The 26,651-nt window shown below is 71.6% G+C and carries 23 protein-coding genes; 10 read left to right on the top strand and 13 right to left on the bottom strand.

All coding sequences use genetic code 11. The features are described 5' to 3' along the window. Positions 1 to 78: 78 nt before the first annotated feature. Positions 79 to 744 (top strand): hypothetical protein, encoded by a 666-nt coding sequence (locus tag AABA78_RS34815; protein ID WP_338269785.1) that lies wholly within the window; start codon positions 79 to 81, stop codon positions 742 to 744. A gap of 136 nt (positions 745 to 880) precedes the next feature. Further along, a complete protein-coding gene (locus tag AABA78_RS34810; RefSeq protein ID WP_338269874.1) occupies positions 881 to 1,507 on the top strand; it encodes a MiaE family protein in 627 nt (208 codons plus the stop codon). A gap of 4 nt (positions 1,508 to 1,511) precedes the next feature. Here the strand turns inward: AABA78_RS34810 and AABA78_RS34805 are convergent, their stop codons facing one another. Next, positions 1,512 to 3,314: an SLC13 family permease gene (locus AABA78_RS34805; protein WP_338269784.1), complete on the bottom strand. Its 1,803-nt coding sequence runs from the start codon at positions 3,312 to 3,314 to the stop codon at positions 1,512 to 1,514. A gap of 211 nt (positions 3,315 to 3,525) precedes the next feature. Here AABA78_RS34805 and AABA78_RS34800 point away from each other — a divergent pair, with 211 nt between their 5' ends. The 3 genes from AABA78_RS34800 to AABA78_RS34790 all read left to right on the top strand — a co-directional run bounded on the left by AABA78_RS34800 (position 3,526) and on the right by AABA78_RS34790 (position 7,726). Then, positions 3,526 to 5,319, top strand: coding sequence for a phosphoenolpyruvate carboxykinase (GTP) (locus AABA78_RS34800; protein WP_338269783.1), 1,794 nt, complete (start codon positions 3,526 to 3,528; stop codon positions 5,317 to 5,319). A 137-nt stretch (positions 5,320 to 5,456) separates the two neighbouring features. Further along, positions 5,457 to 6,287, top strand: coding sequence for a tetratricopeptide repeat protein (locus tag AABA78_RS34795; protein ID WP_338269782.1), 831 nt, complete (start codon positions 5,457 to 5,459; stop codon positions 6,285 to 6,287). Beyond that, on the top strand, positions 6,287 to 7,726 hold the full coding sequence (locus AABA78_RS34790; protein ID WP_338269781.1) for an ABC transporter substrate-binding protein: 1,440 nt from the start codon (positions 6,287 to 6,289) through the stop codon (positions 7,724 to 7,726). The genes AABA78_RS34795 and AABA78_RS34790 overlap by 1 nt, the downstream gene beginning before the upstream one ends. Here the strand turns inward: AABA78_RS34790 and AABA78_RS34785 are convergent. From AABA78_RS34785 to AABA78_RS34760, 6 genes are all read right to left on the bottom strand, one after another. Beyond that, entirely contained in the window at positions 7,707 to 9,011 is a 1,305-nt protein-coding gene (locus AABA78_RS34785; protein ID WP_338269780.1) for a pyridoxal phosphate-dependent aminotransferase, read from the bottom strand. The two genes, AABA78_RS34790 and AABA78_RS34785, sit on opposite strands and share 20 nt — an antisense overlap. Continuing rightward, positions 9,008 to 9,286 carry a hypothetical protein gene (locus AABA78_RS34780; protein WP_120529476.1) on the bottom strand — a complete coding sequence of 93 codons (279 nt, stop codon included), beginning with the start codon at positions 9,284 to 9,286 and terminating at the stop codon, positions 9,008 to 9,010. Before AABA78_RS34780 ends, AABA78_RS34785 begins: the two co-directional genes overlap by 4 nt. A 115-nt stretch (positions 9,287 to 9,401) precedes the next feature. Further along, on the bottom strand, positions 9,402 to 10,097 hold the full coding sequence (gene bioD / locus AABA78_RS34775) for a dethiobiotin synthase (protein ID WP_338269779.1): 696 nt from the start codon (positions 10,095 to 10,097) through the stop codon (positions 9,402 to 9,404). Beyond that, a complete protein-coding gene (bioF, locus tag AABA78_RS34770; RefSeq protein ID WP_338269778.1) occupies positions 10,087 to 11,268 on the bottom strand; it encodes an 8-amino-7-oxononanoate synthase in 1,182 nt (393 codons plus the stop codon). The genes bioD and bioF overlap by 11 nt, the downstream gene beginning before the upstream one ends. Next, on the bottom strand, positions 11,265 to 12,290 hold the full coding sequence (gene bioB, locus AABA78_RS34765) for a biotin synthase BioB (protein WP_120528246.1): 1,026 nt from the start codon (positions 12,288 to 12,290) through the stop codon (positions 11,265 to 11,267). The genes bioF and bioB overlap by 4 nt, the downstream gene beginning before the upstream one ends. A 200-nt stretch (positions 12,291 to 12,490) precedes the next feature. Further along, complete coding sequence (locus tag AABA78_RS34760) at positions 12,491 to 12,760, bottom strand: GlsB/YeaQ/YmgE family stress response membrane protein (RefSeq protein ID WP_120528245.1); 270 nt, start codon at positions 12,758 to 12,760, stop codon at positions 12,491 to 12,493. A gap of 178 nt (positions 12,761 to 12,938) precedes the next feature. On the opposite strand from AABA78_RS34760, the gene radA reads away from it, so the two are divergent. After that, positions 12,939 to 14,300: a DNA repair protein RadA gene (gene radA / locus AABA78_RS34755; RefSeq protein WP_338269777.1), complete on the top strand. Its 1,362-nt coding sequence runs from the start codon at positions 12,939 to 12,941 to the stop codon at positions 14,298 to 14,300. Positions 14,301 to 14,312: 12 nt separating this feature from the next. Here the strand turns inward: radA and AABA78_RS34750 are convergent, their stop codons facing one another. Next, a complete protein-coding gene (locus tag AABA78_RS34750; RefSeq protein ID WP_338269776.1) occupies positions 14,313 to 14,957 on the bottom strand; it encodes a hypothetical protein in 645 nt (214 codons plus the stop codon). Positions 14,958 to 15,101: 144 nt separating this feature from the next. Further along, positions 15,102 to 16,820 carry a hypothetical protein gene (locus AABA78_RS34745; RefSeq protein WP_338269775.1) on the bottom strand — a complete coding sequence of 573 codons (1,719 nt, stop codon included), beginning with the start codon at positions 16,818 to 16,820 and terminating at the stop codon, positions 15,102 to 15,104. A gap of 289 nt (positions 16,821 to 17,109) precedes the next feature. Between AABA78_RS34745 and AABA78_RS34740 the strand changes: the two genes are divergently transcribed. Continuing rightward, on the top strand, positions 17,110 to 18,591 hold the full coding sequence (locus AABA78_RS34740; RefSeq protein WP_338269774.1) for a sensor histidine kinase: 1,482 nt from the start codon (positions 17,110 to 17,112) through the stop codon (positions 18,589 to 18,591). On the opposite strand, the gene AABA78_RS34735 is transcribed toward AABA78_RS34740, so the two are convergent. From AABA78_RS34735 to AABA78_RS34725, 3 genes are all read right to left on the bottom strand, one after another. Continuing rightward, positions 18,536 to 20,389: a methyl-accepting chemotaxis protein gene (locus tag AABA78_RS34735; protein WP_338269773.1), complete on the bottom strand. Its 1,854-nt coding sequence runs from the start codon at positions 20,387 to 20,389 to the stop codon at positions 18,536 to 18,538. The genes AABA78_RS34740 and AABA78_RS34735 overlap by 56 nt on opposite strands. A gap of 102 nt (positions 20,390 to 20,491) precedes the next feature. Continuing rightward, complete coding sequence (locus AABA78_RS34730; RefSeq protein WP_338269772.1) at positions 20,492 to 21,262, bottom strand: iron-containing redox enzyme family protein; 771 nt, start codon at positions 21,260 to 21,262, stop codon at positions 20,492 to 20,494. A 262-nt stretch (positions 21,263 to 21,524) separates the two neighbouring features. Then, positions 21,525 to 22,097: an NUDIX hydrolase gene (locus tag AABA78_RS34725; protein WP_338269771.1), complete on the bottom strand. Its 573-nt coding sequence runs from the start codon at positions 22,095 to 22,097 to the stop codon at positions 21,525 to 21,527. A 153-nt stretch (positions 22,098 to 22,250) separates the two neighbouring features. On the opposite strand from AABA78_RS34725, the gene AABA78_RS34720 reads away from it, so the two are divergent. Next, positions 22,251 to 23,657, top strand: coding sequence for a sigma-54-dependent transcriptional regulator (locus AABA78_RS34720; protein WP_171419662.1), 1,407 nt, complete (start codon positions 22,251 to 22,253; stop codon positions 23,655 to 23,657). 209 nt (positions 23,658 to 23,866) lie between these two features. After that, positions 23,867 to 24,913: a coiled-coil domain-containing protein gene (locus AABA78_RS34715; RefSeq protein ID WP_338269770.1), complete on the top strand. Its 1,047-nt coding sequence runs from the start codon at positions 23,867 to 23,869 to the stop codon at positions 24,911 to 24,913. On the opposite strand, the gene AABA78_RS34710 is transcribed toward AABA78_RS34715, so the two are convergent. Continuing rightward, positions 24,914 to 25,456 carry a hypothetical protein gene (locus AABA78_RS34710; RefSeq protein ID WP_338269769.1) on the bottom strand — a complete coding sequence of 181 codons (543 nt, stop codon included), beginning with the start codon at positions 25,454 to 25,456 and terminating at the stop codon, positions 24,914 to 24,916. A gap of 136 nt (positions 25,457 to 25,592) precedes the next feature. Between AABA78_RS34710 and AABA78_RS34705 the strand changes: the two genes are divergently transcribed. Next, complete coding sequence (locus AABA78_RS34705) at positions 25,593 to 26,648, top strand: hypothetical protein (protein ID WP_338269768.1); 1,056 nt, start codon at positions 25,593 to 25,595, stop codon at positions 26,646 to 26,648. The last annotated feature ends 3 nt before the right edge of the window (positions 26,649 to 26,651 follow it).

Raw genomic sequence — 26,651 nt, 5'->3', positions numbered from 1 at the left:
GGGGTCGCGCGAAGGCTTCACCTTCCTCCCCTTCGCGCGGCCCGTTCCTCTTCCTCTTCCGCCTCCCGCGAGCGCCCCATGTCCTCCCGGCTCCAGACCGTCCTCGCCCTCACCAACACGGCCGCCATCGCCGGCGTGCTGTTCGCGCTCGTGAGCCACCAGCAGTCGTCCGAAACGGAGCTGGAGGAGCTGCGGGCCCAGGTGCGCAAGAGCGCGGCGAGCACCGACGCGAACCTGGCCGAGCGCCGCGCCGCCGCGGACACCGCGATGCGGCTGTGGGCGACGCAGGCCGCGCAGCCCGCCACTTCACGCGCGCAGGCCCCGGCCCAGGCGAAGTCCCCCGGCGCCACGGAGGAGGACGGCGCGCAGGCCCCGGATGAAGTGCCACCGCCGCCGCCCATGCGCCTGCCGCCCCCGTCCTTCGAACAGTCGCGCACGCGCGTGATGACCGCCTTCGCCGAGGAGCCGGTGGACAGCGACTGGAGTGGCCGGGCCACGCAGACGCTCAACGAGACCCTGCGCCAGCACCTGCCCTCCGGCTCGCGCGTGAAGGCGCTGGACTGCCGCGCCACGCTCTGCCGCGTGGAGCTGGTGCACCGGAGCGCGGCCGACAGCGGGCCCTTCATGATGGACGGCCTGCGCGCGTGGCCGGGCTCCATCTTCGTCGCCAGCGAGGCGCAGGAGGGTACGGACTACGTCGTCACCCTCATCGCCGCGAAGGAAGGCACGCGCCCGCCGCTTTAGCCCGTCCCCGACCGCGCGCGAGTGGGCGGCCCCCCACCGCGCGCCGCCGGCACGTCCCGGGAGGGAGCAGGCCCGCCCCTTGGCGTGCGACTCAAGCGCGCACGGCGCCCGGCGGATGCCCTACAGTCCGCCCGCGATGAGCAGCCGCCCCACACCCTCCCGCCGCCCCCTCTCCGGAGCGGGCCCCGTCATCCTCCACGCGCCCACCGACCCCGGCTGGCTGCCGCTGGCGCTCGCCCACTTCGACGCGGTGCTGGTGGACCACGCCCACTGCGAGAAGAAGGCCGCCGCCAACGCGCTGTCCATGCTCCAGGCCTACCCGGACCTGCCCGGCCTGCCCTCGCAGATGGCCCGCCTGGCCCGCGAGGAGAGCGCCCACCTGGCGCGCGTGCTGGATCTGATGGCCGCGCGCGGCCTCACCCTCACGAAGGACGCGGGCGACCCGTACGCGCAGGGGCTCCAGAAGCACGTGCGCACGCCCGCCCCGGAGCGGCGCGTGGACCGCCTGCTCGTCGCCGCCATCATCGAGGCGCGCTCGTGTGAGCGGCTCTCCCTGCTCGCGGAGGGGCTCACCGACCCGGCGCTCGCCCGCTTCTACGGGGAGCTGGCCCAGTCGGAAGACGGCCACCAGTCCCTCTTCCACCGCCTGGCCGTCACCGCGTCCAACGGCGACGAGGCCGCCGTGGACGCGCGCCTGCAATACCTCCTCGCGCAGGAGTCGCGCGTGCTCGCGGACGTGGGGCTGCGCGCGGCCATCCACTGAAGGCTCAGGCCGCGTGGAACGGCCACACCACGGGCACGGCGAAGACGAGGAACACCACCAGCACCGCGGTCAGCGGCGTGCCCAGCCGGAAGAAGTCCGTGAAGCGGTAGTGCCCGGGCCCGTAGACGAGCACGCAGCTGGGCTCCAGCGGGGTGATGAACGAACAGCTCGCCGCCAGCGTGACGCCCATGGCGAAGGGGCGCACGTCCACGCCCAGCTGCGCCGCCGCGTTGAGGGCCACCGGCAGCACCACCAGCGCCGCGGCCTGGTTGCTCATGGGCGCGGACAGCACGATGGTCAGCACCATCAAGAGCGCCAGCACCGCGCGCGGCCCACCGTACTGGCCCAGCCGCGCCACGTGGTCGCCGATGAACTTCCCCGCGCCGCTCACCTCCATGGCCAGCCCCAGCGCCATCATGGCGCCGATGAGCAGCACCACCCGCCAGTCCACACGGAACGCGGTGCGCGCGTCCACGCACCCGGTGGCGATCATCAGCAGCATGCCGGTGAGCCCCGCCAGCGACAGCGGCACCCAGCCCAGCGAACCCGCCACCAGCGACCCCAGGAAGATGATCACCGCGAGCAGCGCCTTCGCGTAGCGCGGCGGCTCGTACTCGTGGCCCTCCAGCACCATCAGCGTATGGCCCGGCGCCAGCTCCGCCACCTTCTGACGGGGGCCGCGCAAGAGCAGCACGTCCCCCACGGCCAGGGGCAGCGTGGACAGCGAGTGGCGGTGGTAGGCGCGCCGCAGCAACTGGAGCTTCGTGAGCCGCTGGATTCCAGGCCGGCGGTGCAGCCCCAGCGCCACCAGCCCGAAGCGCTCCACGAACAGCGTCTCCTTCAGGCTGCGCCCCACCAGCGGACTGCCGGGCGGCACGCCCACCTCCGCGAGCATCGACTCCGGCCCCTCCAGCTCCGCGTCCGACAGCCGCACGTCCGGCCGCAGCTCGATGCCCTGCAGGTCCTTCACCCGGAGGACATCCTCGCGCCGGCCCTCCACCAGCAGCCGCTCCTCGCCCGTCAGCACGTAGGACGGCTTCGCGTCGAGCGTCTCGCCGTCGCGCACCACGCCAATCACGCGCAGGCCCAGGCCCTCGCTGATCTCCGACAGGGGCTTGCCCACGTAGCGCGAGTCCCCGGGCACCACGGCCTCCGTGAGGTAGTCCCGCAGCGTGAAGCCCTCCGTGCCCGGCTTGCCCTCGCGCGCGGGCAGGAGCCACCGCCCCAGCAGCACCACCACCGCGATGCCCAGCAGCACCACCGGCAGCCCCACCGGCGCCAGCTCCGTCACGCCAATGGGCGCCATCCCCTGCCGCTTCAGCGCCGCGGACACCACCAGGTTCGTGGACGTGCCGAACAGCAGCACCGTGCCGCCCAGCATGGACGCGTACGCCAGCGGCAGCAGCACCTTGCTGCGCGGCACCTTCGCCCGCTGCGCGGCGCCAATGGCCACCGGCAGGAAGGCCGCCGTCGTCACCGTGTTGGAGATGAACGCGGAGAACACCGCCACCACGCCCATCATCGCCAGCACGAACGCCTGGTGGCCGAAGCGCGCGAAGAACGCCATCCGCTGCCCCACCATCTGCACCACGCCCGTGGCGGCGAGCCCCTGCGTCATCGCCAACAGAGTGAAGATGAAGATGACGGTGTCGTTGCTGAAACCCTCGAACGCCTGCGCCGGCGTCAGCACCCCGGAGAGCGCCAGCAGGCACACCACCACCAGCGAGGTGAACTCGATGGGGATGGAATCCATGGAAAAGAGGACCAACGCGACGACGATGACGGCCAGGACGAGGGCGATGGACATGGAGTGGGTGCGCTCCCCAACCTGCGCACGGAATGACGCGCTGCCAGCGCGTGCCGCACCGCGCCGTTTACTGATGGGCGACCGGGCGCTGATAAGTGGAATTAGACCAGAGCGGTCGAAAGTCCGGTTGACTGCCGGACGTCAGTTGATTTTGGGGCCCCGGTCCAGAAGGTTTGGTGTTTCTTCCGAGAGATACCCCGAGGAGACCTCCATGGCTTCGACGCAAGCGGCAGCCGCCACCGAGCAGGCGCCCACGAAGAACCCCACGCTGCTGGCCTGGGTGGCCAAGATGGCCGCGATGACCCAGCCGGACCGCATCGTCTGGTGTGACGGCTCGGAGGCGGAGAAGCAGCGCCTCACCGAGCAGGCCGTGAAGGACGGCACGCTCATCCCGCTCAACCCCCAGAAGCGCCCGGGCTGCTACCTGCACCGCTCCAACCCCAACGACGTGGCGCGCGTCGAGCACCTCACGTTCATCTGTACGCCGAACAAGACGGACGCGGGCCCCACCAACAACTGGATGGAGCCGGAGGCCGCCTACACGAAGCTCTCCCAGCTGTTCGAAGGCTGCATGAAGGGCCGCACGATGTACGTGGTGCCCTACGCCATGGGCCCGCTGGGCGGCCCCTCCACGAAGATTGGCGTGGAGCTGACGGACAGCGACTACGTGGTCCTCAACATGCGGATCATGACCCGCATGGGGAAGGCCGCGCTGGACATGCTGGGCGACAGCGACGACTTCAACCGCGGCCTGCACTCCACGGGCGACGTGAACCCGGACCGCCGCTACATCTGCCACTTCCCCCAGGACAACACCATCTGGAGCTTCGGCTCCGGCTATGGCGGCAACGTGCTCTTGGGCAAGAAGTGCCTGGCGCTGCGCATCGGCAGCTACCTGGGCCGCGAGGAGGGCTGGCTCGCGGAGCACATGCTCATCCTGGGCGTCACCTCCCCCAAGGGTGAGACGACGTACATCGCCGCGGCCTTCCCGTCCGCGTGCGGCAAGACGAACTTCGCCATGATGATCCCGCCCAAGGAGTACGCGGGCTGGAAGATCGAAACCGTCGGCGACGACATCGCGTGGATGCGCCCCGGTCCGGATGGCCGCCTGTACGCCATCAACCCGGAGGCCGGCTACTTCGGCGTGGTGCCGGGCACCAACTACAAGACCAACCCCAACGCGATGGAGACCATCGCGAAGGACACGCTCTTCACCAACGTGGCGCTCACGCCCGACGGCGACGTCTGGTGGGAGGGCAAGGACGGCGAGGTCCCCGAGGAGCTCACCGACTGGCAGGGCAAGCCCTGGAAGAAGGGCAGCGCGGAGAAGGCGGCGCACCCGAACAGCCGCTTCACCGCGCCCATGAGCAACAACCCGGTGCTGTCCGGCAAGGCGAACGACCCCCAGGGCGTTCCCATCAGCGCGCTCATCTTCGGCGGCCGCCGCTCCAACACCGTCCCGCTGGTCCTCCAGGCCTTCAACTGGACCCACGGCGTGTTCCTGGGCGCCACCATGGGCAGTGAGACGACCGCGGCGGCCACCGGCAAGGTGGGCGTCGTGCGCCGTGACCCCATGGCCATGCTGCCCTTCTGCGGCTACCACATGGGCGACTACCTCCAGCACTGGCTGGACATGCAGAAGTCCATCCCGCAGCTGCCGAAGATCTTCCAGGTCAACTGGTTCCGCCAGGACAAGAACGGCAAGTTCATCTGGCCGGGCTTCGGCGAGAACATGCGCGTCCTCGAGTGGATCGTGAACCGCGTGCACGGCCGCGTCCCCACGCAGGAGACGCTGCTGGGCTGGGTGCCGCGCCAGGACCAGGGCCTGAACCTCAACGGCCTGGACCTGCCCGCGGAGGCCATCACGGAGGCCACCTCCATCAAGGAGGACGAGTGGAAGTCCGAGCTCAAGAGCCAGGAGGTCTTCTTCGAGCAGCTGGGCACCAAGGCCCCCGAGGCCCTGATGCTCCAGCGCAAGCTGCTCATCGCGCGCCTGGACGGCTGATCGCCGTCTGACGCCTGGGAAGGCCCTTCCGGGGCCGCTTCCTCCCCTGTCGCGACAGGGGTGGGGGTGGCCCCGGCGCTTTTTCGGGGGGCCAGCGCTTCGACGGCCGGAATGTTCGGCGCTAGGCTCCCCGCCCCATGAGACTGGTTTTCGTGTTGTCGCTGGCGCTTGCGTTGTCGCCCGGGTCCGCCCTGGCGCAGCGGGGTGGCTCCAAGGTCAACGTCCAGGCCCTGTTGAAGGAGGGCAAACGCCTCTACGACGCGGGCAAGTACCGCGAGGCGGCGGAGGCGCTGAAGCAGGCCAACGAGGCGCAGCCGCACCCGCGGCTCGTCTACAACATCGCCGTGGCGCTGGAGTACGCGGGCGAGCCCCGCGAGGCGATGAGCTTCTATCGCCAGTACGTCACGTCCTCCAGCGAGGACACCGACCCCACCCTGCTGAAGAACAGCAACCGCGCCATCGACCGGCTGCGGGTGCAGCTGGACCGCGAGGACCAGGCCCAGGCGGTGGCGGACGCGGACCGGAAGCGCCTGGAGGCGGAGGCGGAGGCCGCGCGGCAGAAGGCGGACGAGGAGCAGGCGGCGGCCCGGCGCGCGGAGGAGGAGAGCGAGCGCCAGCGGCAGGCGGAGATGGACCGCGCGGTGAAGTCCTACCGCAACCAGCGCATCGCGGCGTTCGCCACGGGCGGCGTGGCGGTGGTGGGCGTGGGCGTGGGCGTGCTCTTCGGCCTGCAGGCGCGCGACCAGCGCGAGCAGTTCGACAACGCCGGCACGCTCGCGGACAAGCAGCGGCTGTCGGACAGCACCAAGAGCAAGGCGCTGCTCGCGGACATCGGCTTCGGCGTGGGGCTCGCGGGGGCCATCACCGCCATCATCCTGTATCCCAAAGAGGGCCCTCCCGCGCAGGGCGAGGTCCGCGTGACGCTCGCGCCGCGCGGCGCCGGGGTCGGCATGGAAGGACGTTTCTGATGCGCGCGCTGGGAATGATGACGCTGGGCATGGCGCTGCTGTCGTCCGGGTGCAGCTTCACCACGGCGGGCGGCCTGTCCGAGTGCACGACGAGCAGTGACTGCGGCAGCAACAGCGTCTGCACGTCGGGCTTCTGCCTGCCGCAGCCGGCGGGGTGCGACCAGGTGGTGGGCGCCACGTCCGCGGCGAACCCCATCGTGCTGGGCGCGGCGCTGCCGCTCACCAACGCGAGCGGCAACGCGGAGATTGAGCAGCAGCGCTTCAACGGCCTGAAGCTGGCGCTGGACGAGGTGAACCAGGCGCAGGGCGTGGGCGGCCGTCAGTTCGTCATGTACGTCTGCGACACCGGCGCGGACGTGAGCCGGGCGGTGACGCAGGCGGCCTGGATGGTGAACGACAAGGGCGCGGTGGCGCTGTTCAGCGCGGGCAGCGCGCAGACGCTCGCCATCAGTGAAATCACCGTCCCCAAGAACGTGCTGCTCATGAGCCACACGGCAACGAGCTCCGCGTTCACCACGCTGTCGGACAAGAACGGCGGCAGCGTGGGCCTGGTCTGGCGCACCACGCCCTCGGATGTGCTCCAGGGCCGCGTCATCGCGGACGTGCTCCAGGGCGTCACGCCCATCAACGACCCGGGCGTGACGTTCACCCCGCCCAACAAGGTGGGCGTGGCGTACGTGAACGACTCGTACGGAAACGGCCTGTACGACGCCATCCAGAACCGCATCCCCAACAAGGACAACGTCGCGGGCGCGCAGTACAACCGCAACGAGTCCGTGAGCGGCGCGGTGAGCCGGCTGGTGACCTTCAAGCCGGACCTCACGGTGCTGGCGGGCTTCCCCGAGGACAACGCGCGGCTGCTCGCGGAGGCCGTGGGCCAGGGCGTGTCCGTGGCCAACGGCAACCGCTGGTTCCTCACGGACGCGAGCAAGGACCTCACCCTGCTGACGAACCTGGGCGCCAACAAGGCGCAGCTCAACGGCGCCTACGGCACGGCGCCCGCGTCCGCGCGGCCCAGCGACTCCACCTACAAGCTGTTCGCGGACCGCTTCATCACCGCCTACAGGACGGACCCCGGACAGTTCTCCTTCACCGCGCACGCGTACGACGCCATGTACCTGGTGACGCTGGGCGCGGCGTACGCGGTGGGCAACGACCCCAACAACCCGCAGCCGGTGACCGGGCCGCGCATCGCGGAGGGGCTCACGAAGCTCACGCCCCCCGCGGGCCAGACCGCGACCACCTACTCGCTGGGGTCCACGCAGTTCACGGCGGCGCGCGAGGTGCTGCGCTCCGGCGCCACCATCAACGTGCGCGGCGCCAGCGGCGAGCTGGACTTCAACAACGAGACGGGCGAGGCGCCCTCTCCCTACGAGCTGTTCAAGGTGGAGAACAGCGCCTTCAAGACCGTGCAGCTCATCAACCCGCCGGTGGACTGAGCACGCGCAGGAGCGGCACCAGGGCGGCGGTGAAGACCTCGGGCGTCGGCAGGAGCGACAGCACGAGGTACGCACCGCCGCCGAAGTCGAAGAAGTACCCCGGCTGCACGCGCACCCCCTCCTCCAGGAGCCGCAGGCAGGTGGCCTCCTCGCCGGGGTGATGGGGGATGCGCAGCACCGCGCTCCAGCCGCCGTGCGAGGCCACCACGTCCCACGCGGCGTCCGCCGGACGCGCTTGCAGCAGCCGCTCCCGGTTGCCCTTCACCCGCTCCAGCACCGCCTGCTGGAAGCGCGGCGCATGGGCCAGCAGCGCCGGCAGCGCGAGCTGCACCGGCGTGGCCACGGACAGCGCCGCGTCCGCCACGTCCTCCAGCCGGGCCAGGGCCTCGTCGCGCGCGTGCGCGGGGCCGCCCACGTGCAGCCACGCCAGCTTGAGGCCGGGCAGGCCCGCCACCTTGGACAGGCCGGAGAGCGAGAACGTCAGGCACGGCAGGGGCCGCCCCGCCACGGACGTCACCCTCCCCGCCTCCGCGTCCCACGCGAAGTCGGAGAACACCTCGTCGCTGATGAGCGCCAGGCCGTGGCGCGCGCACACGTCCGCGAGCGAGTGGAGCTCGTCCTCGTGCAGGAAGTGGCCCGTGGGGTTGCCCGGGTTCACCACCAGCACCGCGCGGGTGCGCGCGTCCACGGCGGCCTCCACCTGCCCCGCGTCCAGCCCGAAGCCATGCACGGCGGGCAGGCGGAAGGAGCGCGCGTGCACGCCCTCCAGGCGCGCCAGCACGTCCACCAGGGGGTAGCCCGGCGCGGGGACGAGGACGTTGTCCCCGGGGTCGCACAGGAGCTTCAGGAGCCAGCCGTAGGCCTCGCTGGTGCTGGCCCCGAGGACGACGTGCGCGGCCTCCACGGGCGGGCCCCGCCGGGACAGGTGCGCGGCCACGGCATGGCGCGCGGACGGCAGGCCGAAGGGCTCCGGTGCGTAGACGAAGGGCGAGGGCGTGGAGCCGCCCTCCCTGCCCGGCCGCGCCGGTAGGGCGCCGTCACGGGCCGCCGCGCCCTGCGACGGGCCGCCGCGTCCTGCGACGGGCTCCGGGAGAAGGGAGGAAGCCGTTGGCGACGCCGCGCCCGCCAGCAGCAGCTCCGCGGCGGGCAGGGGCAGCCCCACGCGGGTGGGATTGGTCTCCGCCAGGTCCAGCAGGGGCAGCCCGCGCGCGAGGCGCTCGGCGACGGCCTGGGAGAGCGGGTTGGGGGTGCGCGGGAAGGCGGTGCGGAGCGAGAAGCGGCTCACAGCCCCGTCTGGAGCATGGCGCTGGCCACGCGGCGGATCAGCTCGCGGCGCAGCTCCAGGCGGCAGTGCTCGATGGCCTTCTCGTGAGGCCGGGGCAGCTCCGGGTCGCGGGTGCGGATCGCGGTGCGCAGGACCAGCTCGACCTTCGTCGGCTCGATCTGGAACAGCCGAGGACCGTCTTTCTGGAGGAAGTAGGACAGCCCGCGCTGTTCGATGAGCTTCTGGAAGAAGCGTCGGACGTCCGCGAGGAGCGTGATGTCGATGATGTCCGCCATTCGTGCCGGCTTTCTCGCGCGGAAAAAACGGGCCGTCCAGATCACGGCCACCACCACGCGAAAACTTGCGCGACCTGTAGCACGCGCCTTTCCGGCGAACGCGGCGGAGGCCGATTTATCGGGCCCGCGCGCGTTCAGGCACCAGCGGCGCCAGCGCCCGCCGGAACGCCAGGCGGCGCATTCTCGGATCCTCCACATACGGCACGGGACCCAGCACCTCCACCCCGTGGCGGGCCTCCAGGTAGCGCCGGTTGTCCCGCTCCGCCAGGTCGCGTCCGGGCACCCCGCGCGACAGCACCACCGCGCGCACGGGCACCTTGCGCGCCGCCAGCGCCTCCAGCGACAGCGCCACGTGGTTGAGCGTGCCCAGCCCCGCGCGCGCCACCAGCACCACCGGCAGACGGAAGGCCTGGATGAGGTCCACCACGTCGCGCTTCGAGTCCACCGGGACGAACAGCCCCCCTGCCCCCTCCACCACCACCGTCCCGCCCTTCAGCCGCTTCCATGCCGCGAGCGTCATCCTGAAGTCCGGCTCCCTCCCCAGCCGGGCCGCCGCGATGCCCGGGGCCAGCGGCGCCTTGAAGCGGTGAGGACACACGGCGTCCACCGGCAGCGTGCTGCCCGCGGCCTCGCGCATCGCCAGCGCGTCCGACGGGGCCTTCAGCGACGCGCAGCCGCTCTCGTAGGGCTTGAAGCCCTGGGGCGCGTAGCCCGCGTCCTTCAGGAGCGACAGCAGCGCGCACGACACCTGCGTCTTGCCCACGCCGGTGTCCGTGCCGGTGACGAAGAACTGGAGTGCTTCAGGGGCCACGGGAGACTCCCACCCGGCGCAGGACCTCCAGCGCCAGGTCGATGTGGCCCGTCGTGTGGGCCGCGGAGAGACAGAAGCGCAGGCGGCTGGTGCCGTCCGGCACGGTGGGCGGACGGATGGCCTTCACCAGCAGGCCCGCGTCGCGCAGGCGCTTCGCCGCGTCCAGCGCGCGCGAGGGCTCGCCCAGGATGACCGGGAAGATGGCGCTCCGGGGCTCGGCGGGCAGGCCCAGGGCGCGCAAGCCCTCGGTGAAGCGGTGGATGTGGCCCCACAGCCGCTCGCGCGGGGCCGGGTCGTGCTCCACCAGGCCCACCGCGCATTCGGCGCCGGCGCACAGGGCGGCGGGCAGCGCGGTGGAGTAGACGAACGGCCGCGCGCGGCTCACCAGCAGGTCCGCCACCGCGCGCGAGGTGGCCACATACGCCCCCAGCCCGCCCAGCGCCTTGCTCAGCGTGCCCATGCGCAGGTCCACCCGCTCCTCCACGCCCAGCGCCTCGCACAGCCCCGCGCCGCGAGCACCCAGGACGCCGGTGGCGTGCGCCTCGTCCACCATCAGCGCGGCGCCGTGGGCCTCGCACGCGGCCACCAGCTCGCGCAGCGGCGCCACGTCCCCGTCCATGGAGAAGACGCTGTCCGTGACGACCAGCTTGCGCCGCGCGGGCGTGTCCTCCAGCGCGCGGGTGAGCGCGGCCACGTCCGCGTGCGGGTAGACGACGACGCGCGCGCGCGACAGCCGGCAGCCGTCCACCAGCGAGGCGTGGTTGAGGGCGTCGGAGAACACCGCGTCGCCGGGGCCCACCAGCGCGGGCAGGATGCCGGTGTTGGCCGCGTAGCCGGAGTTGAAGAGGCGCACGGCCTCCGCGCGCTCGAAGCGGGCGAGCCGCGCCTCCAGCCGCTGGTGCGGCACCATGTCCCCCACCACCAGGCGGCTGGCGCCGGTGCCCACGCCGTAGCGCTCCAGCGCGGCGGCCACGGCGGCGCGCACGGCGGGCGACGCCGCGAGCCCCAGGTAGTCATTGGAGGAGAAGTTGACCAGCCGCTCGTCCCCCACGCGCACCTCCGCGCCCTGGGGGGAGTCGAGCGGCTCCAGCGCGCGGCGGAGGCCCTTCGCGGACAGGGCCTCCAGGTCCTCGCGCGCCCAGCGGTCCGCGACCTGCGTGACGGACTTCACCGGTCCTGCCGGGGCTCCAGGGGGCGGATGCCCGCCTTCTCCAGGAGCGCCATGTCCTGGGTGTACTCGGGGTTGCCGGTGGTGAGCAGCTTCTCCCCGAAGAAGAGCGAGTTGGCGCCCGCCATCATGCAGAGCAGCTGCGCCTCCTCGTTCATCTGCATGCGGCCCGCGGACAGGCGCACCATGGCCTGCGGCATGAGCAGGCGCGCGGTGGCGATGGTGCGCACCATGTCCACCGTCTCCACGCGGTGCTGATCCGCCAGCGGCGTCCCCTCCACCGGCACGAGCGCGTTGATGGGCACCGACTCCGGGTGCACCTCCTGGTTGGCCAGCGTGCGCAGCAGGTTGCAGCGGTCGTCCACGGACTCGCCCATGCCGATGATGCCGCCGCAGCACACGGAGATGCCCGCGTCGCGCACCCGGTTCAACGTCTTCAGCCGGTCGTCATAGGTGCGGGTGGAGATGATGTCGCCGTAGTGCTCCGGGGACGTGTCCAGGTTGTGGTTGTACGCGGACAGGCCCGCCTCGCGCAGGCGCTTCGCCTGGCTGTCGGTGAGCATGCCCAGCGTGGCGCACGCCTCCATGCCCAGGGCCCGGACGCCCTTCACCATCTCCAGCACGCTGTCGAACTGCGGGCCGTCCTTCACCTCGCGCCACGCGGCGCCCATGCAGAAGCGGGTGGCCCCGGCCTTGCGCGCCTGGGACGCGGCGGCCAGCACCTCCGGCACCGCCATCAGCTTCTCCGCCTTGACGCCCGTCTTGTAGCGCGCGGCCTGCGGGCAGTACGCGCAGTCCTCCGGACACCCACCCGTCTTGATGGAGAGCAGCGAACACAGCTGCACCTTGTTCTCCACGAACACCTGCCGGTGCACCGTCTGCGCCTTGTGCACCAGATCCAGCAGCGGCAACTGGTACAGGGCCTTCACCTCCGCGAGCGACCAGTCGTGCCGCACCGTCACCCCTTCCGGAGCGGGGGCGGCGTGGTGGGCGTGGCCGTGGAAGGACTCGGCGGTGTCGGACATGCGGGCTCCTTGGGAGGCGTCAGGAGGCCGACGGTGCGTGGCCCGGAGGCCATTGTCAACGCTCTCGCGACAGGGGGTTGACGAGTGTCCTTCCCCCCTCTGGGAGGCCTGTCCCGAAGCCCGCAAAGACAGAAGGGACGTCCGTACGTGACGGACGTCCCTGGCTGTCTCCCGCCTCATCGGTCGAGGAGCCCTGCGAGCTAGACGTGGACGCGACGGCCGCGGCCGGCGAGGCCCACGAGGAACAGCACGACCAGTGCGCCCAGGACGGAGAACAGCAGGCCCGTGGGGTGCAGGTCGAACATCCGGCCGTCACGCGAGAAGAGCGAACCCACGAAACCGCCCACGAACGAACCGGCGATGCCCAGCAACGTGGTGGCGATGAGCCCCATCGACTGGTTGCCCGGCATGATGGCACGAGCGATCAGACCCGCGACCAGACCAATCACCAGAAACGCGATAATCCCCATGACACTCTCCCTGTGTGGGGGGCTCGCTCTGTGCGACGCCCGTGGTCCAGAAAGTGGGTTGCCCCCCCCTGTGGGGCAACCCGCTACCTGATCCACGACAACCTGCCTGCCTGCTCTCCTGGCGTGGCCCGTCTTCGGCCGGGGAAACGTCAGGGGTCTGGGGTAGACACCTCGACCCATGGCGAAGGCGAAGACGCACTACACCTGTCAGGCCTGCGGCTACCAGACGGCGAAGTGGCTCGGGAAGTGTCCGGACTGCGGGGCCTGGAGCTCGCTCCTGGAGGAGACCGAAGCGAAGGTGGACGACAAGCGCCCGGCCTGGGGCGCGTCGGGGGGGGCTTCAAGGCCGGTGAAGCTCCAGGACGTCACGGGGGAGACGGAGGTGCGCCGCAGGACGGGCATCGCGGAGTTCGACCGCGTCCTGGGCGGCGGCGTGGTGGGCGGTTCGCTGGTGCTGCTGGGCGGAGACCCCGGCATCGGCAAGTCCACGCTGCTCTTGGCGGCGCTGGACAAGCTGGCGCGGCACGGGCCGGTGCTCTACGTGTCGGGTGAAGAGAGCCTCCGGCAGACGAAGATGCGCGCGGAGCGCCTGCGGGTGGAAAGCGAGGCCATCCACCTGTTCGCGGAGACGGACGCGGACCGCGTGCTCCAGGCGGCGGAGGCCCTGAAGCCGCAGGCGCTGGTGGTGGACTCCATCCAGACCATGTACCTGCCGGAATTGGGCAACGCGCCGGGCAGCATCACCCAGGTGCGCGAGGTGGCGGGCCGGCTGATGGCGTTCGCCAAGCGCAGCGGGGTGCCCACGTTCCTGGTGGGGCACGTGACGAAGGAGGGCTCCATCGCGGGTCCCCGGGTGCTGGAGCACATGGTGGACACGGTCCTCTACTTCGAGGGCGAGCGGGGCCACCCGTTCCGGCTCCTGCGCGCGCACAAGAACCGCTTCGGCAGCACCAACGAGATTGGCGTCTTCGAGATGAAGGGCGCGGGGCTGGTGGAGGTGGCGGACCCCTCCGCGCTGTTCCTCTCTGAGCGGCCGCAGGGCAAGTCCGGCAGCGTGGTGACGAGCACGCTCAACGGCACGCGGCCGCTCCTGGTGGAGGTGCAGGCGCTGGTGGCGCCCACGGGCTACGGCACCGCGAGGCGCACGGCGATTGGCGTGGACGGCAACCGCGTGGCGCTGCTGGCGGCGGTGCTGGAGAAGAAGGAGGAGATTCCGCTGGTGGGCTGCGACCTGTTCGTCAACGTGGCGGGCGGCATGCAGCTGAGCGAACCGGCGTGCGACCTGGCGGTGTGCGCGGCGCTGGTGAGCAGCCTGCAGAACCGGCCGCTGGACGCGAAGACGCTGGTGCTGGGGGAGGTGGGGCTCGCGGGCGAGGTGCGCGCGGTGGGCCAGGTGGATTCAAGGCTCGCGGAGGCCGCGAAGATGGGCTTCCAGCGGGTGGTGCTGCCAGCAGGCAGCGCGCGGCGCGTGGAGGAGACGAAGCTCCAGGTGGTGGGCGTGGAGACCCTGAGCGAAGCCTTGTCCGCGATGTTCGACTGACGGGCGAAAGCGTCAGTGTTTGCGCAGCATCCAGGACACGTCCGGCACGCGCGTGGGTTTGCGCAGGGTCGGCAGGTCGAAGAAGGCGTCGCGGCCCAGGGTGGCGATGAGCTGGCTTTCCGCGGCGTCGCCCTCCGGGGTCATGGCCTGGGTGGGGAGTTCGTAGGGCTGGACGAGGACGAGGCCGCCATCGAGTGACTGGCGCTGGGACGCGGGGATGGCGTCCAGGCGCGGGCCGAAGAGGTCCACGAAGGGGGCGCCGAAGACGTTGCGCCAGTAGAGGCCGGAGAGGCCCTCGCTGTAGTCGCGCAGGTTGAAGTCGAGCCTGGAGCCAAAACCATCTTCATTCGGCACGATGCGCCAGTTCTTGCGCTCGAAGTCGGCATCAAGTCCGGATTGGGCAAGAGGGGAGCCCAGCAGGTGCATGATTTCGATGACCTGCCGCAGATGGGCCTCGCGCCACCGGGCCTTGCCGGCCTCCACAATCGAAGTCTGCCAGGTGAAGGTGCCGATGAAGGGGTACTGCCCCTGGGTCTCGGGGGAGAAATGAATGAAGTCCCGATCCGTCTTCGCCCCGATGAAGAAGCGCTTGGATTCGTCGTAGACGGCCGCAGGGGCATCCGGATTGAAAGGACCCGGCGCCAGCCGTTCATCCATGCCGACGCCCCCGTAGCGTACCGGTTGGAACCAGCGGCCCTCCGTAAAGAACCGGCGGAGAAGATCACGGATGGTACTTGTCGATGGCGCGCCGGGGAGAAGTGTCCACTGGGTTCTCAAGTAGCGCTGAGCCATGCGTCACTTTCATGGGAAGAACTGGATGTCGGCGCGACCCAACTGCTTGAGCTTCTCGATTTCCGTTCGAAGCGGTTTCGTGAGCTGCGTGGCACCCTCGGCGTGTTTGGCGGAACGGATCCAGAGTTCAAGGGAGCCCCCGTACTTCTGGACGTACTCAATCATGGCCCTGATGTTTCCCGTGAGCGCCAGCTCCGCACGACCCTTCACCTCAACGAAGTCGTAGGGGCTGCCCCAGACCAGGTCCCCCTTGTGCCCCGTCACGGCATCCGGGACGAAGCCCTGGGCCTTGCTGCCCGGTGGCGGCATCAGGAGGCTCGAATTCTTCGGGAGCTTCCGGCCCTGGAGCACGGACTGTTCGAACGCACTGCCCGCACCCTTGTTCTGGATGACCGTCTGGTAGAGCCGCTCCCACTCCGGGTCCACGGCGTACTTGAAGCGCGGGTACTTGCCCGGGTGACGGAACTGGTAGTCCACCCACGCCTGCGCCAGGTGCTCCGCGCTGCCCGGCACCAGCCGCGCGCCTTCTTCCGTCGCCCTTGAGCCCACCAGCGCCACGCGCTTGCCCTGGGCCAACACGCGCCCCGCTTCCGCGAGCGGTGCCTCCAGCCGCTTCGCCAGCCCCTGCAGCCGCGCCACGTCCTCCGCGGACACGGACTCACCGCGCCCCGCCGCACGCAGCACCCGGCGAAGCTCCTGTGCCTCCTGCGGCGACAGGTGCTGCACCACGCGCTGCAACACCTGCACCTCACGCAAGCTCCGGCCCGTCAGCAGGGCCACCCGCTCCACGCCCTGCGCGCCTTCTGACAGCAACCGCCCCGACACCACCGGCAGCGCCACGCTCACCGCGCACAGCAGCCGCTCGCCGTCCGTCAGCGGATATCCCAGCAGGCTCTGCCCCAGCACCACGCCGCCCACGTCCGCCACCTCGCCGGTGACGGGCAGCAGGCCCAGCGCGATCTCCAGCACCACCTCTTCCGGCGGAATGCCCGGGGGCTCACGGGCCGGGTCCCACGTCGGGGGCGCGAAGCGGCTGGCCTCCACCGCCGATGCCAGAATGCTGTCTCGCGCCAGCAGGTAGAGCGCCACCTCACTGGGACTCTTGCGCGGGAAGTCCGGGTCCTCCGTGTGCGCGTAGGCCCAGTCCAGCACCGCATCCAGCAGCGCCAGCTGCATCTCCTCGTAGAGCGGGCTCTCGGTGAGCAGCCCGTCGCCTCCGAGCCTGCGGAAGTGCGCGTCCGCCAGGGCCTGACGGCGCGCATCCGCCCAGCGGTGGAACTCCTCCAGCTTCGCCTCCGCCCGGGCCGAACGCTTGCCGTCCTCGCGCAAGGCCTCCGCGTGCTTGGCCTTCAGCCGCAGGTACACCTCCAGCGGCGCGTCCTTCGCGAGTTCCTCCTCCGTCCGCGCGGACGCCCACAGCATCAGGTCATTGAGCGCGGCATGGCCTACCTGACGCTCCGCCTCCATCACGGCGGGCTGCTTCAAGGCGGCACGCTTCTCGCGGATGAACGCGAGGTAGCGCCCCAATTCCTCTCCTCCGACGGTGCCGCCCGAGCCCGCGTTCTTCCACGCGGTGTCCCGCGCGAACGAAGCCGGTGAAGCGCTGTGATAGCGCCCGTAGCCGTGCAGCCCCACCGGCAGCGTGCGGGAGCCCGGCGTCCCGCAGGCCGCCAGCGTCAGCAACAGGACGACGCATCCACCGAATTTCCCCAGCCATCCATCCGGCATGTCGCGCCCCCTCAATCACTCACATCTACCAGCCGTGTCTGACGTTTTTCGTGAGCCCCTTCCTGACGCGCGTGACACCCGCGACGAAGAGACAACACGCGCCAGCAGCCGGTTCCGACGCGTGCGTCCCACGCCCCGATGCGTGCTCCATCAACGCCACGCCCGGCGGCCACCGCCATCACCCATCAGGGGGATTCCGCTCGCTTCGCGCCTCGCGGGACGAAGAACGAGGACTGGCCAGGAAGCAGGGCATGCCGTTTGATGCAGGGGTGCGAGGAGCACCGCCCGGATGACGCATCGCCCTCATTCCTCCCGTCTGTGGGACGCGCTGGGCTCGCTGTCCGCGCGGCTGCTGCTGGCGTTCCTCCTGCCCACCCTGCTCTTCCTGTCGCTCGCGGGCGCGTCCGTGTACGCGCTCGCTCGCGCGAGCCTGGAGGACGAACTGGGCGCCAGCCTCTCCGCGCTCGCTGCGGCCACCGCCAGCCAGGTCAGCGGCGAGCGCATGCTCACCATCGAGCCCGGCGACGACGTGTCCGGCACCCGCACCTGGCGCAACCTCGTGCGCCTTCTGGACGGCGTGCGCACCGCGAGCGGCGTGCGGCGTGTCTACGCCGTGGACACGCGGGGCCGCGTGCGCGCGGACGCGGGCGGAAACCTGCCCGTGGGCACCGAGGTCCCGGACCTCGCGCGCGACCGTCTGGAATTGACGCAAGTCCTCGCCGGCAGGCGCGCCGCCAGCCAGGTGCTCTTCACCGGCTCCGACGGACTGCTCTACAAGACGGGCTACGCGCCCGTGGTCCAGGACGGACAGGTGGTGGGCGCCATCGGCGTGGAGGGCAGCGCGGCCTTCTTCGGACCGCTGCGGCGGCTGTGGCGCACGTTCGTCATGGCCAGCGCCGTGGCGCTCGTCGCGCTCGCCCTCATCGCCGTCATCACCGCGCGAGGGCTGGCCCGTCCGCTGCGGCGGCTGATGGACTCCGCGCTGCGCATCGGCCGGGGGGACCTGACCACGCCGGTGCCTGCGGAGCCCACGCGTGAGATTGGCGTGCTCGCGCGGGAGCTGGAGGTCATGCGCGGCGCGCTGGAGAGCCGGGACCGGCAGCTCAAGCTGATGCTCGCGGGCGTGGCCCACGAGGTGCGCAACCCGCTGGGCGGCATCGCGCTCTTCTCCGGCCTCCTGCAGGAGGACCTGCGCGCGGGCGCGCACGCGGACGCGAACAGCCACGTGGACCGCATCCAGCGCGAGGTCGCCTACCTCCAGCGCATCGTCGAGGACTTCCTCGCCTTCGCCCGTGAGCAGCCGCTGGCGCGCGCGCCCATGGAGGCGCCCGACCTCGTCTCCAACGCGTGCGAGCTGCTCTCGGCGGAGGCCCAGGGCAAGGGCGTGTCCCTGGACATGTCCGCCGCGCCCGCGCACCTGGAGGCGGATGGCAGCCTGCTCACCGCCGCGCTCGTGAACCTGGTGAAGAACGCCGTGCAGGCCGCGCCCGCCGGCAGCCGAGTGCAGGTGCGCGGCGAGCTGCGCGACGGCCGCTACGCCATCGACGTCCAGGACTCGGGCCCCGGCGTGCCCGAAGCCGAGCGCGAGCGCATCTTCGAGCCCTTCTTCACCACCCGCGAGCAGGGCACAGGCCTGGGGCTACCGCTCGCACGGAAGATCGCCCGCGCCCACGGCGGCGAGCTCGCCCTGCGCTCCACGCCGGGCGACACCGTCTTCACGCTGACGCTGCCCTGTCCCGCTCCCGTGCCGGAGGCGGCGGAGGCGCGGTGAGCGGCGCCACGTCCTGGACGTCGAACTGCAGCGCCATCTGCCCCACCTCCCCGGAGACGACCTGCAGCGTCCGCGTGGCCTCCTGCGTGGAGGACAGCCTGCGCAGGGTGCCGTCCATCAGCTGCGACAGGTCCGCGATGGCGGTGGAGATCTGCGCGAAGGCGGCGTTCTGCTGCGTCACCGCGTTGGCGATCTTCCGCGCCGCCTCGGAGCTCTCCTGCGAGCTGTGTGACAGCGCGCGCAGGGACTCGCCGGAGGCGCGCATCTGATCCAATCCCGCGGCCACCTGACGGCCGCCCTGCTCGCTCATGGCGGCCGCGTCGCGGATGCCCTGGCCAATGTCCGTGAGGATGGTGCGGATGCGCCGCGTGGCCTGGACGGATTGATCCGACAGCCCGCGGATCTCCTTCGCCACCACCGCGAAGCCCTTCCCCGCCTCGCCCGAGCGCGCCGCCTCGATGGCCGCGTTGACGGCGAGCAGGTGGGACTGGTCCGCCAGGTCCTTCACCGCCTCGGTGATTTCCCCAATCTGGACCGTGCTCTCATCCAGCCGCGCCAGCCGCTGCTGGATGCCGGACACCACGCTCCGGATGGCCGCCAGCCCCTCCAGGCTCAGGACCACCGCGGCCTCGCCCTGCTGGCCCAGGGCTTCCGCGCGCCGGGCCACGCGCAAGACCTCTTCCGCGGAGTCCGCGGCAATCCTCGACGCACGCCGCAGCTCGTCCGACGTCACCTGCGTCTCGTGCAGCGCGGCCGCCTGCCGGGTGAGGCCCTGCTGCTGCTCGTCGTTCGACACGCGCAGGTCCGTGCCCGCCTCCCCCAGCCGTCGCGCGGAGGTCTGGAGCAGCCGGGGAAACCTCCGCAGCCGGGACAGCGCCCCGTTCATCCCCGACGCCAGGTCGCCCATCTCGTCCGTGGACACCCAGCGCGGCGAACGGATCCGCCCGGATGCCAGGCCGGAGATGGCCTCGTGCACCGAGCCCGCGCTCGCGGCCTGCCGCCTCGCCAGCATCCACGTGGTGAAGGCCGGCAGGACGAACACCAGCGCCCCCACCCAGGGCAGCGCGAAGCCCAGGTCCGCGAACAGCGAGCTGCCCACGTCATCCAGCCGCGACGCGGCCCGCATCGCGCCATCCGCCACCAGCACCTCCTTCAGCTGGGTGCGCACGCCCAGCAACTTCACCACCACCACGCACGCGCTCAGCACGACCGTGGCGAAGATGGTGGACAGGAACGTGAACGGCAGGAACCACGACTGCCTTGGCCAGAAGAGGCCCGAGCCCGTGGGAGACGTCTCCGGATGCGCATCCTGTTCGCGCAGCGCCCACGGCAGCGCCAGCCGCTCCAGGCCCAGCGCGATGGGGAACGCCACCACCACGCCGAAGCAGAACGCGACGAGCGTGCCCAGCCCCAGCCGGAACCAGTCCTTGCCGAACCACAGACACACCGGGAGGCTGAAGAAGAAGCCGCCCAGCGTCCAGGCCGCGCAGGTGGTGAAGACCATGGAGCGCCAGGGCAGCTCCAGGATGCGCCGCAGCCGGTCCCCCGGCCCGTCCCCGTCGTGACGCCGCAAGGCCCAGGCCGCCAGCCACCGCAGCGTCACGTAGGGATGGAGCAGCCCGAACACGAGCACGATGAACGGCAGGATGGTGGCCGTGACGAGCAACCCCTCCTGGCTCGACAGCCCCATCGCCATCGCGATGAGGTAGGCGCACACGATGGAGGGAGGCAGCACCCACCGGAGGAACAACCACGTCCCACGCCAGGCCAGCTCCCGGATGTCTTCTGCTTCAGTCATGTGCGTACGCCCCCCGTCCGGTCCGACAGGAGGCCGGGCCGGCATGTCTCGCGACTGCGTCATCACCACCGGTGAGAAGGCTGCTTCAGCTCGCGCGACGGCTCACGCCTCGCCGCAGGACTCGAACACACGCGCCAGCAAGACCAGGGACCGGTGGGCCGCGATGCCCACGCGCGCCGGCTCTCCCGTGGTGATGTCCGTGGTCAGCTTGAGGATCTCCAGCGCCTCGTCCGGGTGCGCGTCGTCGTAGCGGGCATGCGCGCGCAGCCAGCGCAGCGCGTGCGCGTCCATGCGCACGCCGTCCCGGGCATAGGCGGTGAAGGGCTCCACCACGGCGCGCGTCCAGACGCCGGTGACCCCCTCGATGGCCCAGTTGGACGCGGCGATGCCCTCCGCCAGCGACCCACCCAGGCAGGTGACCAGCAGGTGGTGGTGGAGCGCCTGGACCTCGGGCGTCATCGGCGCCTCGAAGGTCCTGGGAGCGTCCACGCCCACGGCCTGCATCCAGTCAATCCACCACTCGGCGTGACGGGCCTCCACGCCCAGGTTCTGCAAGAGCCAGCGGCGGATGCTGGCGTCACCGGGACGCAGGCCGTACGTCGTCTTCGCCAGTGACAGCCCCATGTACTTGGGGAAGTGCTCGACGATGGGAAAGCAGCGCTCCAGGAACAGCTGCCAGGCGCGCAGGGGCGGATGCCGTCCCTCCGCCGTCTCCCGGAACAGCGCGGGGGTGCACGCCGCGTCCCACGCGGGCTTGAGCGAGCCCAGCATCTCCTCCAGCCAGGGGGGATGCGGCGTGCGCTTCAACGCGGCGGGCGGATAGCGCCTGAAGACGTCGTCCTGCTTCAGCGATGTGACGGAAACCCCTTCCAAGACAGGGACCTGAGACACTCCGGCCGGAGACGACACGAGACGTGCTCCTGCTCACGGATGGATGACAAGCCGTCATGGCCGCCCCCCTCCACCCCGAGCGTCACCACGGTGACGGGTTGTGTGTGTTTCATCCAGGCCCCCTTGCGAGGTTTGGCGGGCGTCCAATGTTTGTATGTCTCAAACACCCCGAACACACATCCTGGAGTTCTTGGTTTCAGGCTCTACAGCTTCAGGTATCGAACACTCCATGGGGCAATGCCATTCAAGCCCCGGAGTGAAGAATCTCACGGGCCTTGAGCAGCATGCGCCGCAGCGGCGCTTCGTCCGCGCGCACCAGCGCCTCCTCCCATTCCAGCCACTGGATGCCGAACGACTCCGCGGGGTCGTGCGCGAGCGACTCGGGATCCTCCGCCACCACCAGGTAGCGGACGTCCAGATGACAGTGCTCGGGCTCGTCCTTGCGCGCGGGGATGACGTGCACGTCCACGTCCAGCGGGCGCGGCGCCGTGGGGTGCAGGTGCACGCGGCACCCGGTCTCCTCGCGGGCCTCGCGCAGCGCGGTGGCCTCCATGTCGCCTGCGTCCCCGGACTCCGCGTGTCCCCCCGGCTGCAACCAGCGCTTGAGCTTCGCGTGGTGCAGCATCGCCACCCGTCCGCCCGCCGCGTCCACCACCACCGCGCTGCCGGTGAAGTGCGCCTCCACCTGCGACCGGGAGAAGGGCTCCTTCAGCGACGTGGCGAAGTAGCGCATGCGCGCAAGGTCCTCGCGCTCCTTGTCGTCCGTCGGGACGTGGCGCGCGAGCAGGTCAGCGAGGGACGTGGAAACGGAGGCCATGCGCCCGGATAGACACCCACCGCGCCCGGGACGCCAGCCCTTTCACGGCCGCCCCACGTGCACCCCCGCCGGTCCGGTGTAGGGTGGCCTGGCGTGTGCATCGCGCCGGAGCCCACCCCGGCGACACCCCACCCTTCCTTCCCGAGCAGGCGCATGGCCCGCATCCTCGTCATCGACGACCACGACACCCTCCGCGAGGGCATGACCGTCACCCTCACCCGCTCCGGCCACACCGTGTCCGCGGTGAAGAGCGGGGCGGACGGGCTGGCCGCGTACAAGAAGGGCCCCTTCGACCTGGTCGTCACGGATTTGAAGATGGACGGCATGGACGGCATCGCGGTGACGCGCGCCCTCAAGCAGGCGGACCCGGGCGCCGTTGTCATGGTGGTGACGGCGTTCGGCACCATCGAGACCGCCGTGCAGGCCATGCAGGAGGGCGCCTACGACTTCATCACCAAGCCCTTCCCCCCGGACGTGCTGCGCGCCAAGGTGGACAAGGGCCTGGAGCTGTCCGCCACGCGCCGCCAGGTGGAGCGCCTCACCGCCCGCACGGACGCGCACGACGCCGACGCCGCCCTCACCCACCGGGACATCGTGGGAGACAGCGAGCCCATGCAGAAGCTGCTCGCCCAGGTGCGCAAGGTGGCGGCCAGCGACGCCACCGTGCTCGTGCGCGGCGAGAGCGGCACCGGCAAGGAGCTGGTCGCGCGGATGATCCACCAGCGCTCCCCGCGCAAGGACGGCCCCTTCGTCGTCGTGCACTGCGCGGCCCTGGCGGAGACGCTGCTGGAGAGCGAGCTGTTCGGCCACGAGCGCGGCGCCTTCACCGGCGCCGTGAAGCGCAAGCTGGGCCGCTTCGAATTGGCCGACGGCGGCACCCTCTTCCTGGACGAGATTGGGGAGATTCCCGCCTCCGTGCAGACGAAGCTCCTGCGCGTGCTCCAGGAGAAGGAGCTGCAGCGCGTGGGCGGCGAGGAGACGCTCAAGGTGGACGTGCGCGTGGTGAGCGCCACGCACCGCGACCTCCAGGCGGAGGTGAAGGCGGGCCGCTTCCGCGAGGACCTCTACTACCGGCTGCACATCGTCCCGCTCACCCTGCCGCCCCTGCGCGAGCGCCCCGAGGACCTGCCCGCGCTCGCCCGTCACTTCGTCGCCAAGCACGCGCCCCGGGTCAACCGGCGCGTCACCGGCATCGACGACGCGACGCTGCACGCGCTCACCCGCCACGCGTGGCCCGGCAACGTGCGCGAACTGGAGAACGTGATGGAGCAGGCGCTCGTCTTCGCCGAGGGCGAGACGCTCACCCCGCAGGACCTGCCCTCGCACCTGGCCGGCCAGCCGCCGCGCATGGACGCGGGGCTGCCGGTGCCCCAGGGCGACCGCCCCCTGCCCGACATCCTGGAGGACCTGGAGCGCCAGCTCATCGCCCGCGCCTACGAGAAGGCCGGCGGCGTGAAGACGGAGACCGCCCGGCTGCTGGGCATCAAGACCTCCGCGCTGTACTACAAGCTGGAGAAGTACGGCTTCCTGCCGCGCGGCGAACGCCCCGAGGAGGGTTAACCCCCTGAGAAGGGGCCCGAGCCCCCGAGCCTTGGGGGCCTCGGAAATCCGTCACCCCCGCCCTGGCCCCATGACTTTCCACCGTCCGGCCCACCCACCCCGCCCCACCCTGCTCGTGCAGGTGCCCGGAACCAGGGCGCTTTCCGTCGGACCTGGGAACGGGGTAGGAGGGAAGGACTGGCATCCGCCTTGCTGACGGTGTCCCCCCGATGATGTCGCGTGTCCTCCCCCTCCTCCTGTGCCTGCTCGTGGCCGCTCCCGCCGGGGCGACGTCCGGCCTGGAGCAGGCGCGCGCGAAGGCCCAGGCGGCGCGCACGGAGGCACGCACCCTGCGCACCCGGCAGCAGGGGCTGCGCGACGAACTCAACGGGCTGGCCGCGCGCATCGAAGCCCTCAAGGCCCAGCGCCAGGGGAAGCTCACCGCGGGCGGCGAGCTGGAGTCCGCGCTGCGCCGCTCGCAGGAGCTGAGCGGGGAGCTGACGGGGCTGGCGCAGTCGGTGTCCGGCGCGGACGGCGAGGTGGAGCGCGCGCACCTGGCGCTGCACGGCGCGCTGTCCCAGGAGCTGACGCGGCTGCGCGCGGCGTGGGATGCGACGACGGACCGGGCGGAGCGGGCGCGGCTGCTGGAGCAGATGCGGTCCGTGCGCGGCGAGCGGGAGGCCGTGCGCGCGGCGCTGCCCGCCTCGCAGGTGCCGGCGCTGGATGGCGCGGCGCGCGGGGATGACCCCGAGGACCTGCTCGCGCAGGCGGACGCGCTGCGCGACACCCAGGACAAGGTGCGGCAGCGGCTCGCCGCCCTGAAGGCGCGCATCACCGAGGTGCGCGAGGAGCGCGACCTGGACCGGCGCATGAACGACTTCCTGGGCGAGGAGTCCATGTTCGACGACCAGGACCGGCGCCTGCGCCTGCGCACGGCGGGCGACCGGGGCCTGCTGGTGGCCCCCACCCAGCGGGGCGGCCGCAACGGCGAGGTGACCGCGGGGGACGCGATGGCGGAGTCGCCGGACTACGCGGGCGACCCCTCCGTCGGAGGAGGCACCGGGACGCCCGGGGGCGGGCTGGCCCCGTCCGCCAGCGTCACCGCCAGTGACCGGCGGCCCCAGGTGGATCCGGTGCGGGCCCAGGCGCTGGCCGCGGGCGGGCCGGAGGACCTGTCCTCCCTGGAGCAGGAGGCCGCGCGGCTGGAGTCCCTGGCGCGCGAGCTGGACGGCCGCGCGGGCGCCCTGGAGCGCCGCGCGAAGACGCTGGTCCCCTAGCTAGAGCAGGCCTCCCTCCACCTCCAGCACCACCGTCGCCTGCACGCGCACCTCGCGCTCCGGCAGGCGCCCCGTGCCGCGCAGGATGATGGCCATGGACGGCGCGGCCACGTAGGGCCGCAGGTCCACGTTCCCGTCCGCCTTCAGCGACAGCGTGGGGTTGGGCGCGTTCAAGCCCAGCCCGGAGATGCCGTCGCGCGCCGCGAAGCGCGACTCGGAGTTGCCCGCGCGCGCCACCGCCTCCAGCGAGTCCAGGAAGTCGAAGCCCTGGTCGTTCGGGCTGAGGAGCTTGAGCGTCATCGACTTCACCTGCACCCGCGACACCTCGTCCTTGGTGACGTCGCGGTTCTTGAAGTCCTGGTTCTCGTTGAAGTCCAGCGCGGAGAAGCTGCTGATGGCGGGAAAGGCATTCAGGAGCGTGGGGGTGCCGGCGGGGCTCGCGGGCACCGTCGCCTCGCCCTGGACCTCCGTGCGGAAGGACGACGGGGAACAGGCGGTGAGCGACAGGCCGGCCGCCACCGCGAAAAAGGACGCGTAAGACATGGCCGCAATGTACCGGGCGGCCGGGTGCGGCGTCACCGACCGCGGGCGCACCCCGGGTGTCCCCGGGGCGACTCGGCCGGGATGGACGCTTGCGAGGGTGGGGCAGGCCCACGGGCCGGAGTATGGTGCGCGCGTCTTGGACCGCCGCCTCCTCCCGCTCCTCTTCGCCCTCGCGCTGCCTTGGGGCGGAGGTGCGCGCGCGGCCGAGTGGCAGGGCTCGCTCCGGGGCACCGGCCGGCTGCTCGTGGACAGCAACGCCCCGCGCGACTTCTCCGACGGCGCCACGCACGGCCCCGGAACGGACCTGGCGCTGAGCGCGCTGGGCGTGGCGGAGGGAAAGGGCACCGGCGAGCGCGCCCAGGTGGTGGGCCGGTACGAGCTGGGCGGGCGCAAGTACGTGGACTACGCCAACGAGGACACGCTGGTGCAGGCGGGCGCGCTGGAGGGCTCGTTCGCCCTGGGCACCGAGTGGGGCGTGGGCGCCGAAGGGCACGCCAAGGACCGGCGGGGCGGCAGCCGCGCGTACTCGGACCTGGGCGCCAGCCTCTTCGCCGAGTACGCCCCGGACGTGCGCCTGGCCCTGCGCATGCGCCTGGGCGCGCGCCGCTTCGTGTACCGCCCGGACCACACGGCCGACTTCGGCGGGCCGGAGGTGGGGGTGCTGGGCCGCTACCGGCTGAGCCCGCGCCACTCGCTGAGCGTGTTCGGCGAGTGGGGCTCGCGCCGCTACGGCCCCTTCGCCCGGCCCTTCCCCGGCGTCAGCACCTCCCCCGGGCGGCGGCAGGACGGCGCGCTGGTGGCGGGGGCGGGCTACACGTACCGGGGGCCGGTGAAGCTGTCGCTCACGTATGCCTTCCAGGAGGTGAGCTCCAACAGCTTCGGTGAGACGGCGCTGCGCCACCGGCTCACCGGCAGCGCCGGGGTGCGGCTGCCGTGGCGGGTGACGCTGCTGGCGCAGGGCACGCTGGGCCTGGCGCGCTACCCGGACGGCATCTTCCTGTCGCCGGAGATTGTCCTGGTGGAGGAGGACGAGGGGCAGAACTCGCTGTCCCTCAAGCTGGCCCGGCCCGTCTCCGCCCGCGTGGACCTGGAGCTGTCCTGGGGCCTGTGGAGCACGCGCCTGCCGCGCAACGGCCTCAGCTACACGCGCCAGGTGTTCGGCGTGGGCTTCACCTGGCGTGACCAGGACTGAGAG

Source organism: Corallococcus caeni, assembly GCF_036245865.1.
In the GTDB taxonomy this organism is placed as follows: domain Bacteria; phylum Myxococcota; class Myxococcia; order Myxococcales; family Myxococcaceae; genus Corallococcus; species Corallococcus caeni.
This window is presented reverse-complemented; position numbering and strand designations above follow the sequence as displayed.

What these genes read in the sequence shown, in the direction of transcription:
- bioB (WP_120528246.1), bottom strand. Translation starts at nt 12,290, where the DNA reads ATGTCCGACACCGCCGAGTCCTTCCACGGCCACGCCCACCACGCCGCC.
- AABA78_RS34740 (WP_338269774.1), top strand. Translation starts at nt 17,110, where the DNA reads ATGACGCATCGCCCTCATTCCTCCCGTCTGTGGGACGCGCTGGGCTCG.
- AABA78_RS34780 (WP_120529476.1), bottom strand. Translation starts at nt 9,286, where the DNA reads ATGGCGGACATCATCGACATCACGCTCCTCGCGGACGTCCGACGCTTC.
- AABA78_RS34725 (WP_338269771.1), bottom strand. Translation starts at nt 22,097, where the DNA reads ATGGCCTCCGTTTCCACGTCCCTCGCTGACCTGCTCGCGCGCCACGTC.
- AABA78_RS34750 (WP_338269776.1), bottom strand. Translation starts at nt 14,957, where the DNA reads ATGGATGAACGGCTGGCGCCGGGTCCTTTCAATCCGGATGCCCCTGCG.
- AABA78_RS34790 (WP_338269781.1), top strand. Translation starts at nt 6,287, where the DNA reads ATGCGCGCGCTGGGAATGATGACGCTGGGCATGGCGCTGCTGTCGTCC.
- AABA78_RS34810 (WP_338269874.1), top strand. Translation starts at nt 881, where the DNA reads ATGAGCAGCCGCCCCACACCCTCCCGCCGCCCCCTCTCCGGAGCGGGC.
- AABA78_RS34745 (WP_338269775.1), bottom strand. Translation starts at nt 16,820, where the DNA reads ATGCCGGATGGATGGCTGGGGAAATTCGGTGGATGCGTCGTCCTGTTG.
- AABA78_RS34760 (WP_120528245.1), bottom strand. Translation starts at nt 12,760, where the DNA reads ATGGGGATTATCGCGTTTCTGGTGATTGGTCTGGTCGCGGGTCTGATC.
- AABA78_RS34800 (WP_338269783.1), top strand. Translation starts at nt 3,526, where the DNA reads ATGGCTTCGACGCAAGCGGCAGCCGCCACCGAGCAGGCGCCCACGAAG.
- AABA78_RS34720 (WP_171419662.1), top strand. Translation starts at nt 22,251, where the DNA reads ATGGCCCGCATCCTCGTCATCGACGACCACGACACCCTCCGCGAGGGC.
- AABA78_RS34805 (WP_338269784.1), bottom strand. Translation starts at nt 3,314, where the DNA reads ATGTCCATCGCCCTCGTCCTGGCCGTCATCGTCGTCGCGTTGGTCCTC.
- AABA78_RS34795 (WP_338269782.1), top strand. Translation starts at nt 5,457, where the DNA reads ATGAGACTGGTTTTCGTGTTGTCGCTGGCGCTTGCGTTGTCGCCCGGG.
- AABA78_RS34715 (WP_338269770.1), top strand. Translation starts at nt 23,867, where the DNA reads ATGATGTCGCGTGTCCTCCCCCTCCTCCTGTGCCTGCTCGTGGCCGCT.
- AABA78_RS34815 (WP_338269785.1), top strand. Translation starts at nt 79, where the DNA reads ATGTCCTCCCGGCTCCAGACCGTCCTCGCCCTCACCAACACGGCCGCC.
- AABA78_RS34735 (WP_338269773.1), bottom strand. Translation starts at nt 20,389, where the DNA reads ATGACTGAAGCAGAAGACATCCGGGAGCTGGCCTGGCGTGGGACGTGG.
- radA (WP_338269777.1), top strand. Translation starts at nt 12,939, where the DNA reads ATGGCGAAGGCGAAGACGCACTACACCTGTCAGGCCTGCGGCTACCAG.
- AABA78_RS34710 (WP_338269769.1), bottom strand. Translation starts at nt 25,456, where the DNA reads ATGTCTTACGCGTCCTTTTTCGCGGTGGCGGCCGGCCTGTCGCTCACC.